Raw genomic sequence first — 13298 nt, 5'->3', positions numbered from 1 at the left:
TCAGGGCCCCGTTCCTTCTCGGCGGTCGGTACCAGTACCCCGATACCCCGATGAGTGGGCGGGTGGCGGCAGCTGTAGGGCCACCACCACCCGCCCCGTTCGGCTCACGGCCTGTCAGGTGATTGCTGCCGGGTGTGGGCGGAAATCCAGACTTCTCCTACCCGACACCCACGCGTCCTACCCGACACCCACGCGACACGTGAGGAGTCGATCCGGCTACTTACCTCCGAACCTGCCTCGGCGTCCCTCAAATTCGCCAAAGTCGCGGAAGCCGCGGCGCCGGCCGAAGAAGTCACGCCCGTGTCCCCAGTAGTGGCCACCGGTGATCGTGGCGAAGGCGCCGGCCTCGTGCAGAGCAGGCGCCTCGTAGGAAGCCTTCATGGATCCCTCCCGTCGAAGTCTGTGGTTGTCTGGTCGCCGGACGATCTGATCTTTTCCGACTGGGCCGATCGCTGATCGGGACCAGTATCTTGTCTACGTTCCGTGTCCGGCTGGTGTTAACTGTTCCACCGAGAGGTTCAATTTTGGTTCAGCCTGCATACATCCGCCGATTGATGCGCCTCATCGGTACCCGCACTGATCGGACGGTAGGCCCGGGTTGGTGGCGTTGTCGGCCACCAGCGTCTCGTTGTCGGCCGAAAGGATCTGATGATGAAGCCGCCGTAGGTCGACACCGGGCTCTATTCCAAGATCGTTTGCAAGGCGGTCGTACACGGTCCGGTAGGCGGACAGGGCTTCGGCTCGACGGCCCGAACGGTCCAGTGCGACCAGGAGTTGACCCCAGAGGCGTTCCCGGAGCGGATATTCCACTATGAGTGCACGCAGCGTGGGTAGGATGATCTCAGGTTGGCCCAGGGCGAGGCGGGCATCCATCAGGTCCTCCCAGACTGCCCAGCGCTGTTCCTCAAGCCGGGCGGTCTCGGCGAGCGCGATGTCCGCGGGCAATTCTTCGAAGGGTTGACCACGCCATAGCTTCAGAGCTTCCTCGAAGTATTCAATGGCTTTCTCGCGGGTGCCGGAACGCAATGTTTCCCGACCCCTGTCCGCCATCCTCCCGAATATGGAGAAGTCCATTTCTTCGGGCAACACGTTGATGCGGTACCCGCCTCTTTTGCTTTCAATTCTGCCGAATGCATCCCGGCTGGGCGGCAGCGCATGACGCAACTGGGAGACATAGGTCTTGATGTTTCCGGAGGCGGAACGAGGCGGCTCGTCCTCCCAGAGGGAGGAGCAAATCCGGTCAACGCCGACCCAGGTGTTGGAGTTCAGCAGCAGCAAGGAAAGCAGTACCCGTGGTTTGCCCTGATGAATATCCACGGGCTCGCCGTCCGGATCGTATACTTCCAGTGGTCCTAGTATGCGAAAAAGAGCTTTCCCGCTCAGGGTATCACCCATACGCCTTGCGGTACCCGGTCGACAGCCGGGTTAAGCCCGGCTATCGCGGTCGGGTATCGCAGGTGGCACGTATTATCTGGAAATGTTATTCAAAACTCCTGTTAATATTGGAAAGTCGTGCGAATGAAGAAGATGTCGATCGCTCGTCAACCAGTGGCCTTGGATTGTGAGGCCCGGAGGTGTCAGGCGGAGTCGGTGGGGTTCAACAGGTTCGCCACGATGCCGTCAGGGTCGGGACCGGTCCCGGTGGGCGGTGTGCTCGGTGTCGTCGACGTCCCGATTGTCGGCGTTGTCGCCGCCGGCGTGGGGCTGGCGGTGGGGGCGTGTGCGTTCCCCGGGCGCCCGGGGGTGCTCGGAGCGGGGCCCGCGCTCGGCGGAACGTCAGCGGTGGCCGGGCCCGATGCGGTGGGCTCGGTGGGAGGACCCGCGCTGGAAGCCGGCGCGGCGGAGGGGTTCACCGGCAGCGCCGCGGTCGGGTCCCCGACGACCGGTTCCCGCGTGGGTGAATGGTCCACCGGGGTCGAAACGGCGGCCGGAGCGCCCGCCCGCGACGGTGGCGTGAACCCGGCGGCGGTGAGGGTGTCGTCCACACCGTGCACGTAGTCGAGGGCGTCGGATGCCATCGTGCGCAGCTGACCACCGGGCAGGCCGTCGAGCAGGGTCCGCAGATCCCGGGTCTGGTCGGCGGTGAAATCCCGGACCGCGCGCAGTGCGTCGTCGCTGCCGTTGCGAGCCTCGGCGACCAGCACGTCCCCGCCGGCCGCCGCCTCGTTGCGCCAGGCTGCCAGAAGACCGCGAATCTCGGTGGTCTTCGTCGGAAGCCGTCCGTCGTCCATGAGAGTCTGGATCTCACCCAGCCTGGTCCGGGCGATGTCGAGGTGGACCTTGGCCTTTTCGACACGGTTGCTGGTGAGATCAAGCTGGATCTGCTCGACCCGGAGCTTGAGCCCGTAGAAGGGTTCACCGGGAACCGCCCGATGAGCGTTGACCGCGATACCCGTCACCAGGACCGACGTGGCAAGGGCGCCGATCAGAGCCGGGCGGGCACCGACCCACGCGCGCGAGCCGCGCCCGGGTGCCCTTTCCTCGCCGGTCAGGCGTTCGTTGGTCAGACGTTTGCCGTTGACGGTTTCGGTGGCTGGGAGCTCGCGGTTGCGGAGCTCGCGGTTGCGGAGCTCGCGGTTGTGGAGCTCGCGGTTGTGGAGCTCGCTGGTCGGGGGTTCGGCGAGCAGATGGGCGCGCAGGGACGCGCGGAACTCCTCGCGCGGCGACACCTGTTCACAGGCTCGCAGCGCGGTGACGACGTCCAGCCTGGTGCGGTCGCGCATGCCCACGACAGGCTGCCGACCGTCGATCAACCGGTCAAGGCGTTCCGCTCGTCGCCTGGTGAGTGATACTCCCATGGCGTCCCCCCCGTTCCCCCTGTACGGTGCGCAGCCCAGGCGCTGGTCGGCACCCGCATACACCGTCCGCTCCCATGGTGACGGGGAACACCCCGCGCGGGCACGTATCTCGCCCTCGCCGTCCACGGTGATTCGTCCGGACGGTTTGATCCGGCCGGCACGGAATCCACCCTGAACGATCGCCAAATCATCATTTGATCTATCCCACCGTGAGGGTCACCTTGGTGCCCTGTTGGACCTGGCTTCCGGCGGGCGGGTTCATGCTCTTGACGGTGTCGCCGGAGAAGGGGAACCAGTCGCGTTCGGCCTTCAGCCCGGCGTGTTGCAGTACTCGCGCGGCGGCCTGGTACTTGAGGCCGACAACATCGGGAACGTCGACCAGCTGACCGCTGCCGTCCCCGCCGTTGCCCCCTCCACCTGTGTCGGGCGGACCCTTGGAGACGAACAGGGTGACCGCCGAGCCGCGGTTGACCTGCTGCCCGGGGTCGGGGGAGGTGCGCACGACGCTGCCGGCGGCGACGGTGTCGTCGTTGATGTCCGCACGGTTGACGGTGAGACCGAGTGTCTGGAGCTGGCTGCGGGCCTGTTCGAACGTCAGCTGGATCACGTACGGCATGATGACGGTGGCCGGGCCGGTGCTGACGATCAACGTCACCGCGGTGCCCTGGGCGAGCTCGGTGCCCGCGGCCGGGTCCGTTTTGATCACGTTACCGGCCGCGATCGCGGCGTTGGCTTCCTGGCGTGAGGTAGGCGTCACGTTGAGCTGTTGGCGGGTGAGCCTGCTCTGGGCTTCGGCCACCGACAGGGTGGCGACGTCGGGCACGTGGACCTTTGCCTTGCCCAGGCTGAGGCGTACCCGCACCGTACTTCCGGGCTTCACCTCGGCGGTGCTGGCCGGATTCTGCTCCATGACCCGGCCCTCGGTGAACGTGTCGCTGGTGGCGGCATCATCGAAGACCACGGCCAGCCCGGCCTCGGTGAGCGTCCGTTCCGCCGTGGCCCGGTCGAGACCAACCAGCGGGGGGACCCGTACCGTGCCCGGCCCGGACAGCGCCCTTGCCCCGGCGAACACTGCGACCAGGGCGATGAGCGTGACCACGGCTATCGCCACGAGCCTGCCGACCGACCATCGCGACCGTCGCCGGTAGTGCGGCGCGAGACCGTGCAGGTCCCCCCCGCCACGTTCGTAGCCGGTGGTCGCCCGGGAGCCGTCGACCGCAGCCAGCCCCGGGTGGGTGCCGTCGGGGTAGCGGTCGGGGTAGCCGTCGGACGGGGCTGGCTCCTGGCCGGGCTCCGGTAGGTACGCCGCGAGCTCGCGCAGCTCGTCCAGCATGGCGGCGCCGTCGGCGGGCCGCCGGTTCGGGTCGCGTGCGGTGGCGCGGAGCACGAGCGTGTCCAGCGCGGCGGGGATGCCCGGAACGGCTGCGGACGGCGCGGGAACATCGCCGTGCACGGACTGGTAGGCAAGCGACATCGGGGTGCTGCCGCTGTGGGGCAACTGCCCGGTCAGCATCTCGTACAGCACGACTCCGGCGGCGTAGATGTCGCTGCGGGTGTCGGCCGAGCCGTCGCTGACCTGCTCGGGTGCGAGATAGCCGACGGTCCCCATCACGACACCTTGTGTCATGGCGTAGGTCGCCTGGTTGACGGGCCGGGCGAGCCCGAAGTCCGCGACCTTCACCTGGCCGTCGTTGCCCAGCAGGATGTTCTCCGGCTTGATGTCACGGTGTATGAGGCCGGCGTCGTGGGCGGCCGTGAGAGCTTCGAGGACCGGCTCGATGATCTCGACAGCCTCGGCCGGGGTCAGTCGACCACGGTTGCCGATGTGCTGGCGCAGGGTCTGCCCCCGGACAAGCTCCATCACCAGATAGATGACATGCCCGTGGGGCCCGTTGTCACTGCCCTGATCGAGGATGGAGACCGCACGCGGGGTGTTCAGCCGCGCCGCGGCGGTGGCCTCTCGGTGGAAGCGCCGGACGAAGTCCTGATCGTGCGCGAAGGCGGGATGCATGACCTTGAGAGCGACCAGCCGGTCAAGCCGGTTGTCGTGCGCGACATAGACCGTCGCCATGCCGCCTACCGCGATGCGTTCCTGCGCGGTGTAGCGCCCGTCCAGTAACCGTCCGATGACGGGGTCTGTGACGGTCGCGTCCATATGGCACAGCTTACGATCGCGTGCTCCGGTCGCGGGCATCCGGTCGGATGGGGCCCGTTGTGATGCGCCGGTGGGGCCCGTTGTGATGCGCCGGCAGCTGTCATGCGCAGGCAGATCGAAACCGCGGGGAAACCTGCGCGGGGAAACGGGTACCGGGCTACCCTCGCCGACATGGAGCGGATTGTCGTCGTGGGCGCGGGACTCGCCGGGGGCCGGACCTGCCAGGAGCTGCGGGCTGGCGGGTATACCGGGACGCTGACCCTGCTTGGTGCCGAGGACCACCTCCCGTACGACCGACCGCCACTGTCAAAGGCTGTGCTCGCCGGACGCAGGGACGACACCACGTTGCCTGTTGACCTGGGCGATGTCGAGCTGCTTCTCGGCCGCCGCGCCACCGGGCTGCGGCCGGGGGCCCTCGACACCGATCGTGGTCCGCTCGATTTCGACGGCCTGGTCATCGCCACCGGTGCCGATCCGGTGCGGCTGCCCGGTGACGGGCGCCAGCGGGTACTGCGCACCATCGACGATGCCCGCGCGTTACGGGAGGTCCTGCGTCCGGGTCTGCGACTCGCGGTGGTCGGGGCGGGCTGGATCGGCGCGGAGGTGGCTACGGCCGCCGCGGCCGCCGGTGCGGCGGTGACCGTCGTCGAGGCTGCGGACGTCCCGTTGGCGCAGGCGCTCGGGGACGAGGTCGGCTCTCGCATGATCGACTGGTATGCCCAGGCCGGCGTGACGTTGCGGCTGGACACCGCGGTCCACGCCGTCCAGCCGGACGGGCTTGCACTCGTCGGCGGCGAGCACCTGCTCGCAGACGAGATCGTGGTTGGCGTCGGGGTCCGGCCGGCCACCGGTTGGCTCGTCGGTTGCGGGCTCGCGCTCGACCGTGGGGTCGTCGTGGACGAACACCTTGCCGCGGACTGGTCCACACCGGTTGTCTGCGTCGGCGACAGCGCCGCATGGTGGTCGCTGCGCTACTCGACACGGATGCGGGTCGAACACTGGGACTGTGCCCAGCAGTCACCGGTTGTCGCCGCGGCCACCCTGCTGCGTGCAGACGCGACTACACCGTTGCGTGCAGACGCGACTACACCGTTGCCCGCAGACGCGGGTACCCCTCCGGAGGACGTCGCGGTCTATGACCCGGTGCCCTATTTCTGGTCCGACCAGTTCGATCGAATGATCCAATTTGCGGGTCGCCGCCCGGCCGACGCGAAGCCGGTGTGGCGCGGCGACCCGAGCCAGCCCAAGGGTTGGTCGGCGGGCTGGTTCGACGATGCCGGCCAGCTGGCGGCTGTGGTCGCCGTCGGGCGACCGGCGGATGTCGTGCGTGGCCGGCGCCTGATGGTCGCCGGTGCCACGATCGACCCGACCCGGTTCGCGGACGCGTCGACACCGTTGGGCTGATCCGGCCTTCGGCCGGGCGCTCTTACTGGGGGCCGCGCGTAGGCGAACATGCGCGGGTAGGAACATGATTGCGCGGCTGTTGGCCCGATGGGCGGGCAGCGACCGGTATGGTCATGAGTCATCGGTGTTTCGGGACGAGACCCCCGTCGGGATGCCGCCCGGGCGATTACTACAGTTCCTGCGTGCCCCGCATTCACCTGGTCTCGAACCTGCCCGGCGCGAGCGTTCTCGGCGACCACCTGCGGGGCGCTGGGCTCGGGCCCACCTCCGCGAGATCCGCCGACGCCCTCCTCGTGCTCATCGATCGGCCGCTCGACGGGGTCGAACAGGACGTGTTGGATCGCGCGCGCCAGTCCGTCCCCGTGCTGCTCGCCGGCCCCACCCTGCGGTCGCTGCCACCTGACAGTCCGCTGGTCGAGGCGTCGGGGCTGCTTCCCGGGCGAGTGATCCCGGCTCACGAGCTCAGCCTGATTCCTGGCCCGGACGGTGGTGACTTCACCGCCCGTATCGGCGACTTCCGCCCGGTCGACCAGTGGGTCATACCTGACAAGATTGTCGACGACGTGCAGCAGTTGCTGATGGTTCGCCACGAGTTGGCCGATCATGCGGTGTGCACCTGGCGTCCGTCCACGGGGCTGGGCATGTTCACCCTCGGCTCGGGCGGCCGGGTGCTGGCTGATCCGGCATACCATCGGCTGATCGGGCGGTGGCTACGCCACGCCCTCGGGGTCCTTGATGCGCCGCCGGTGCGGGTGGGGCTGCTCGGCACGGCCGACTCCGCCGCCGCCCACCACATGGCCGTCGAGGCGACCGAAGGCCTGGAGATGACCGCTGTCTGTGACGGTGGGTCCCGTCCGTCGGGTCGTGGTGGCGACCGCGGTGCCCGCCGGATCGCCAATCCAGCTGAGTTGGTGGCAGACCCCGAGGTGGGTCTGGTCATCGTTGCCACGCCGACCCACACCCATGCCGAGTGGGCCATGCGGGCGCTGGATGCCGGAAAGCATGTCGTCGTCGAACAGCCCTTCTGCCTGGCCACCCAGGAGGCTGACGATCTCATCTCCGCCGCGGCCGAACGCGGCCTCGTCCTGGCCGTGCACCCCGACCAGCGCGACGATCCCGGCTGCCGGGCACTGCGGGCCGCGGTCAGATCGGGCGCTGTCGGCGACGTGCTGTGGCTGGAGACGTTCCAGGGTGCGTTCGCGCGTCCCGCCGGAACCTGGCATGACGACGTCAGAGTGAGCGGGGGCGTCATCTACGATCGCGGGTTCGCCCATCTGGACTTGATTCTCGACCTGCTGACCGAACCCGTCGAGTGGGTGTCGGCATCCGCCCACAAGCGGGTCTGGCACCACGTCAGCAACGCCGACCATATCCGGATCCTGCTCCACTTCGCCGACGGTGCCGAAGCGCAGGTCACGATCTCCGACCTCGCCGCGGTGGCGTGGCCGAGGTTGCATGCCATGGGCGCTACCGGCTCGATCGTCAGCGAGGTCATGGCGGAGTCGGCGGGGCCGGGCTCGCGATCCGGGCGGCATTCCGAGCGCACGCCCGAGGCCTTCCCCGCCCCGTTGAACCTGGTCACCGGGGACGGAAACCGGACCCGCCTGGCATTTCCGCCACCGGCTACCTCGGGCTTCCACAGCGAGCTGGCGGACCGCCTGGTCTCGGGCTGGCCGATGCCGTATCCGGTGGAGGCGGCCCGGCGGGTGGTGGCCGTGATGGAGGCGGCCACCCGATCGGTGGCCGCAGGCGCGGCCCCCGTCACCCCGGCGTGACCAAGAGCCGTTGCCCGGTGTTTACTTTGACCGTGGATTGGCTGACACTGCCCGATGTCGCTGACATGCTCGGGCTGCCCATCACGCGGGTACGACAGCTGGTGGGAGACCGCAAGCTGCTCGCCGTACGCTCAGCGGGCGTCCTGCGGGTGCCCGCTGAGTTCATCGTGGATGGAGCGATCGTCAAAGGCCTTCCCGGCCTGCTGACGGTGCTGACGGACGCGGGGTTTTCCGACGAGGAGGTGATCGACTGGCTCTTCCGGGAAGACCCGACCCTGCCCGGTACCCCCGTGCGGGCGCTGGCGGAAAACCGTGGCCGGGAAGTCAAACGCCGGGCCCAGGCCCTGGCCTTTTGACCGTGGGGTGCGCCGCAGGCCGGGGCATGGCACACATAGGGTCATGGCTATGGTGCTGCCTTCTGGTGATCTGATCTCGCAGGTACCGTCGCCGACGGTGCCGGTGCGGCAGGCGCGGCTCGCCGATGCTCGGCTCTACCTGTGCACCGGGCGCCAGCCGGCGTTTCCCGCGTTCGTCGACGACGTTCTCGCCGGCGGTGTGGACATCGTCCAGCTCCGTGAAAAAGGCCTGGAATGGCAGCCCGAGGCCGATCTGCTCGCCGTGATGCGGGAGATCGCCCAGCGGCGCGCGGCGCTGGTGAGTGCCAACGATCGTGCCGACCTCGCCGCTTTCACCGGCGTGGACGTGTTGCACGTGGGGCAGTGCGACATCCCACCCCGGCTCGCCCGGACGCTGCTCGGCCCGGACGTGCTGATCGGGCGGTCCACCCATGATCCCGAACAGCTCACCGCCGCGATCGAGGATCCCGACGTGGACTACTTCTGCGTCGGGCCGGTGTGGGCGACGCCCACCAAACAAGGGCGCGCCCCGGTCGGGCTGGATCTGCCGCGTCTGGCCGCTCGGCTCGCCCCGCCGTTCGCATCCGGGGTCAAGCCGTGGTTCGTCACCGGCGGGGTGGACGCGACAACGCTCGACGAGATCCTCGACACCGGCGCCCGGCGGGTGGTCGTCGTCCGGGGCATCACCGGGGCAGCGGACCCGGGTGCCGCCGCGGCGGGCCTGACCGGCCGGCTCCGCGCGGCCTGACCCGAGCACGGTGCGGCACCTGACGTACCTCGCGGTCCTCGCGGCCTGTCTGATCGGGACCGCGCCGCTGGAGGTGATCTTTCGCACCCGGGTGTACGCGCGGCCGGTGCGGTTGTTGTTGACGTTGCTGCCGGTGGGCGTCGTGTTCACCGGTTGGGATGTCTATGCGATCTCACGGCGGCACTGGGCCTATGACCGTGCCCAGATGTCCGGGGTGCGCCCGGTCGGCGGGCTGCCGCTGGAGGAGCTGCTGTTCTTTCTGGTGGTGCCGGTCTGCGCAGTCTTGACGCTGGAAGCCGTCCGTGCGGTCAAGGGCTGGCCGGTCGGTGACGAGCCCGCGGGTGACGAGCCGGCGGGTGACATGCCCGCAGGTGACAGCCCTTGAGCTACACCGCGCTTGCGGCCGTCGGCGTCGCCGCCACCGTGCTCCTCGATCTCGCGGTGCTGCGGACCAGAGTGCTTGTCCGAAAGGCCTTCTGGGTTGCCTATGCCATCATCATCGTCTTCCAGTTGATCACGAACGGTGTCCTGACCGGCCTGGCGATCGTCACCTACGATCCCCGCGCGATTCTCGGCCCCCGGTTCGTGTACGCCCCGGTCGAGGATCTGCTGTTCGGGTTCGCCCTGGTCACCCAGACGCTGTCCTGGTGGGTCTACTGGGGGCGCCGTCTGGATGGAGCGAAGCCGGCGCATCATCGCTTCAAGGGCTAGGCCGGTGGGCCCAGCTGAATCGTACGTTCGGTTGTTTGTCCCGAATGCAGTCCGCAGGCACGTCGGCTATTGTGCATCTGTGACGACTTTGCGGATCTCGGATGTGGCCGGCCTGCTGGGTGTCAGTGACGACACGGTCCGACGGTGGGCGGACGCCGGCAAACTGCCGCTGGTCCGCGACGACAGCGGCCGCCAAGCCGTCGAGGGCGCGGCGCTGGCCCGGTTCAGCACGGAGCTCGCGGCGTCGGTGGACCGGCCGCCGGCGGTCGACGCCGCGGTGGTGGGCGAGTCGGCCCGTAACCGGTTCCCTGGGATCGTGACCCGCGTGGTGCGGGACGGGGTGATGGCGCAGGTCGAGATCCAGGCCGGTCCGCACCGGATCGTGTCGTTGATGAGCCGGGAGTCCGCCGACGAGCTCGGTCTGGAGCCCGGAGTGATCGCCGTGGCGTCGGTGAAGTCGACGAACGTGGTGATGGAACTTCCTCAGCAGCGCCGCTGAACCGCCTGTCCGGCCGGTGCATCGACGCCGGCGGATGTTCTTCGTTGAGGGGGATGCGTGGGAACGCGATCGAAATTCTGGGCGCTGTGTGCGCTGGTGTGTGCGGTTCTGGTGGGATGTGGTTCGAGTACGACCAGTTCCAACGCGACCGCCCCGCCGTCGACGTCGCCGGCGGGGACACCTGCGCTGACCGGGACGGTGACGGTGTTCGCGGCTTCGTCGCTGACCGAGTCGTTCACCGAACTCGGCAAGCAGTTCGAGGCGGCGCATCCCGGGGTGAGCGTGAAGTTCAACTTCGGAGCGAGCTCGACGCTGGCGACCCAACTCACCCAGGGTGCGCCCGCGGACGTGTTCGCCTCGGCCAGCGCGACGAACATGGCAGCCGTTGTGACTGCCGGGCAGGCGGCCAACCCGACGACGTTCGCGAAGAACTCGATGGAGATCGTGACTCCGCCGAACAACCCGGCGAACATCGCGGCCGTCGCCGACCTGGCGAAGCCGGGGGTGAAGGTCGCGCTGTGTCAGGCGCAGGTCCCGTGCGGGGTGACCGCCGTGAAGGTCTTCTCCAACGCGGGTGTCACGGTCACGGCGACGACCTACGGCGCGGACGTGAAGGCGGTCCTGACCACGGTCGAACTCGGTGAGGTCGACGCCGGCATGGTGTATGTCACCGACGCCCAGACCGCGGCCGCGAAGGTGAAGGGGATCGCGATCCCCGCGGCGCAGAACGCCACCACGGCCTATCCGATCGCTGCCCTGACCAAGGCGCCGAACCCGGCTGGGGCGGCGGCGTTCGAGGCGTTCGTGCTGTCGCCCAGCGGACAGGCGGTGCTGGCCAAAGCCGGGTTCTTGCCCGGTTCGTGAGCCATGTCCCGCTCCTGGGTCGCGTCCTGGGTCGTGCGGACCGACGGCGTTCGGGCTCCCCCGTCCACGTCCACACCCGCGTCCGCGTCCGCGTCCGCGTCCGGCAGGGTGAGCGGTCCGGGGGCGGCGGCCGGGTGCCGGTTCCGTTGGCGGTCGCCGGCGCTGTCGCGATCGGGTTCCTGCTGCTGCCGCTGGCCGGCCTCCTCCTGCGGGCACCGTGGCGCAGCCTGCCCGCGCTGCTGGTCACCCCGGCGGTGGGGGAGGCGTTGCGACTGTCGTTGATCACCTCGACGATCGCGACCGTGCTGTCGTTGCTGGTCGGCGTGCCGCTGGCCTGGCTGCTGGCCCGCGCGACCTTTCCCGGCCGGGGCCTGCTGCGTGCGGTGGTGACGGTGCCGTTGGTGCTGCCGCCGGTGGTCGGTGGGGTGGCGTTGCTGCTTGCGTTCGGCCGGCGCGGGATCGTCGGCCGCCATCTGGACGCCTGGTTCGGCATCACCCTGCCGTTCACCACCGCTGGTGTGGTGATGGCGGAGGCGTTCGTGGCGATGCCGTTTCTGATCGTGACGGTGGAGGGGGCGTTGCGATCGACCGACCGCCGCTTCGAGGACGCCTCCGCCACCCTCGGCGCGAGTCGGTGGGTGACCTTCCACCGGGTCACCCTCCCGATGATCGCGCCGTCGCTCGGTGCGGGCGCGGTGCTGTGCTGGGCGCGCGCTCTCGGCGAGTTCGGCGCGACGATCACGTTCGCCGGTAACTATCCGGGGACGACCCAGACCATGCCGCTCGCGGTCTATCTCGCGCTGGAGACCGACCCGGATGCGGCGATCGCCCTGTCCCTCGTTCTGCTCGCGGTGGCCGTGGGCGTTCTGCTGCTGTTGCGGGAGCGCTGGCTGCGGCCGGGTAATGCACTGTGAGCGAGGCTGCCCTGCAGGCCCGGGTGCGGGTGGAGCGTACGAACGGTTTCACCCTTGAGGTTGCACTGACCGCAGCGGGCGGGAGGACGGTGGCCGTTCTCGGCCCGAACGGGTCGGGCAAGACGACGCTGCTACGGGTGCTCGCGGGCCTGCTGCCGATCGACGGGGGACGTGTCAGCCTCGGCGACGAGGTCGTGGACGACCCGGCTGTCGGGATCTTCGTCCCGGCGCAGCGGCGCGCGGTCGGGATGGTCTTTCAGGACTATCTGCTGTTCCCGCACCTGACCGCCCGGGACAACGTCGCCTTCGGTCCGCGTGCCCGGGGGATGTCCCGGGCCGCGGCCCGCGCCGCCGCCGGGCAGTGGCTGGCGACGTTCGGCCTGGCCGAGTTCGCCGACCGCCGCCCCGGTGCGCTCTCGGGCGGGCAGGCCCAGCGGGTGGCGTTGGCCCGGGCACTCGCGGGCGGGCCGCGCCTGTTGCTGCTGGACGAGCCTCTCGCCGCCCTGGACGCGTCCACCCGGCTGGCCGTCCGGGCGGATCTTCGCAGGCACCTCACCGGTTTCGCGGGCCCGTCGGTGCTGGTGACCCACGATCCGATCGAGGCGATGGTGCTCGCCGACGAGATTGTGATCATCGAAGCGGGTCGGGTGGTACAGCAGGGGCCGCCGGCCGAGGTCGCACGCCGGCCCCGGACCGACTACGTGGCCAGGCTCGTCGGGCTGAACCTCTACCGGGGGCAGGCCGACGCCGGCCGGGTGCGGTTGGCCGGCGGTGGTGTCCTGACCATCGCGGACACCGCGATCGGCGGGCCGGTGCTGGCCGCGTTGCGGCCCTCCGCCGTCGTCCTCGGGATCGAGGAGCCGCACGGCAGCGCCCGAAACACCCTCGCCGGCCGGATCGCCGGGCTGGAACTGCTGGGTGACCGGGCCCGGGTGGCGCTCGACACGATCCCTCCGCTGCTCGCAGACGTCACCCCGGCCGCCCTCGCCGAGCTGCGCCTGGAACCGGGCGTGAGCGTGTGGGCGTCGTTCAAGGCAACCGACGTCGAAACCTACCCTCAACTCCAGGAGTAAC

14 protein-coding genes are annotated in these 13298 nt (G+C 69.3%); 10 read left to right on the top strand and 4 right to left on the bottom strand.

Annotated features, from left to right (window positions below):
• Positions 1 to 216: 216 nt before the first annotated feature.
• The 4 genes from U9983_RS05935 to pknB all read right to left on the bottom strand — a co-directional run bounded on the left by U9983_RS05935 (position 217) and on the right by pknB (position 4953).
• Entirely contained in the window at positions 217 to 381 is a 165-nt protein-coding gene (locus U9983_RS05935; protein ID WP_322747434.1) for a lasso RiPP family leader peptide-containing protein, read from the bottom strand.
• Between the two features lie 180 nt (positions 382 to 561).
• On the bottom strand, positions 562 to 1395 hold the full coding sequence (locus U9983_RS05930; protein WP_322753052.1) for an AfsR/SARP family transcriptional regulator: 834 nt from the start codon (positions 1393 to 1395) through the stop codon (positions 562 to 564).
• Between the two features lie 182 nt (positions 1396 to 1577).
• Complete coding sequence (locus tag U9983_RS05925; RefSeq protein WP_322753051.1) at positions 1578 to 2798, bottom strand: DUF5667 domain-containing protein; 1221 nt, start codon at positions 2796 to 2798, stop codon at positions 1578 to 1580.
• Between the two features lie 199 nt (positions 2799 to 2997).
• Positions 2998 to 4953 (bottom strand): Stk1 family PASTA domain-containing Ser/Thr kinase, encoded by a 1956-nt coding sequence (pknB, locus tag U9983_RS05920; protein ID WP_322753050.1) that lies wholly within the window; start codon positions 4951 to 4953, stop codon positions 2998 to 3000.
• 171 nt (positions 4954 to 5124) lie between these two features.
• On the opposite strand from pknB, the gene U9983_RS05915 reads away from it, so the two are divergent.
• The 10 genes from U9983_RS05915 to U9983_RS05870 all read left to right on the top strand — a co-directional run bounded on the left by U9983_RS05915 (position 5125) and on the right by U9983_RS05870 (position 13297).
• Positions 5125 to 6357 (top strand): NAD(P)/FAD-dependent oxidoreductase, encoded by a 1233-nt coding sequence (locus U9983_RS05915; RefSeq protein WP_322753072.1) that lies wholly within the window; start codon positions 5125 to 5127, stop codon positions 6355 to 6357.
• Positions 6358 to 6539: 182 nt separating this feature from the next.
• Complete coding sequence (locus tag U9983_RS05910) at positions 6540 to 8132, top strand: Gfo/Idh/MocA family oxidoreductase (protein ID WP_322753049.1); 1593 nt, start codon at positions 6540 to 6542, stop codon at positions 8130 to 8132.
• A 32-nt stretch (positions 8133 to 8164) separates the two neighbouring features.
• Positions 8165 to 8488, top strand: coding sequence for an Rv2175c family DNA-binding protein (locus U9983_RS05905; protein ID WP_322753048.1), 324 nt, complete (start codon positions 8165 to 8167; stop codon positions 8486 to 8488).
• Positions 8489 to 8537: 49 nt separating this feature from the next.
• Positions 8538 to 9236 carry a thiamine phosphate synthase gene (gene thiE / locus U9983_RS05900; RefSeq protein ID WP_322753047.1) on the top strand — a complete coding sequence of 233 codons (699 nt, stop codon included), beginning with the start codon at positions 8538 to 8540 and terminating at the stop codon, positions 9234 to 9236.
• Positions 9237 to 9246: 10 nt separating this feature from the next.
• Positions 9247 to 9621 carry a lycopene cyclase domain-containing protein gene (locus tag U9983_RS05895; RefSeq protein WP_322753046.1) on the top strand — a complete coding sequence of 125 codons (375 nt, stop codon included), beginning with the start codon at positions 9247 to 9249 and terminating at the stop codon, positions 9619 to 9621.
• Positions 9618 to 9947, top strand: coding sequence for a lycopene cyclase domain-containing protein (locus U9983_RS05890; RefSeq protein ID WP_322753045.1), 330 nt, complete (start codon positions 9618 to 9620; stop codon positions 9945 to 9947). Before U9983_RS05895 ends, U9983_RS05890 begins: the two co-directional genes overlap by 4 nt.
• Positions 9948 to 10026: 79 nt before the next feature.
• Positions 10027 to 10446 (top strand): TOBE domain-containing protein, encoded by a 420-nt coding sequence (locus tag U9983_RS05885; protein WP_322753044.1) that lies wholly within the window; start codon positions 10027 to 10029, stop codon positions 10444 to 10446.
• Positions 10447 to 10503: 57 nt separating this feature from the next.
• Positions 10504 to 11310, top strand: a complete 807-nt coding sequence (gene modA / locus U9983_RS05880; RefSeq protein ID WP_322753043.1) for a molybdate ABC transporter substrate-binding protein — start codon at positions 10504 to 10506, stop codon at positions 11308 to 11310.
• A gap of 134 nt (positions 11311 to 11444) precedes the next feature.
• Positions 11445 to 12224 (top strand): ABC transporter permease, encoded by a 780-nt coding sequence (locus tag U9983_RS05875; RefSeq protein WP_416211289.1) that lies wholly within the window; start codon positions 11445 to 11447, stop codon positions 12222 to 12224.
• Positions 12221 to 13297, top strand: coding sequence for an ABC transporter ATP-binding protein (locus tag U9983_RS05870; protein WP_322753041.1), 1077 nt, complete (start codon positions 12221 to 12223; stop codon positions 13295 to 13297). The genes U9983_RS05875 and U9983_RS05870 overlap by 4 nt, the downstream gene beginning before the upstream one ends.
• Position 13298: the final 1 nt, after the last annotated feature.

The organism is Protofrankia sp. Cas3 (genome assembly GCF_963555955.1).
Lineage (GTDB): Bacteria > Actinomycetota > Actinomycetes > Frankiales > Frankiaceae > Protofrankia.
This window is presented reverse-complemented; position numbering and strand designations above follow the sequence as displayed.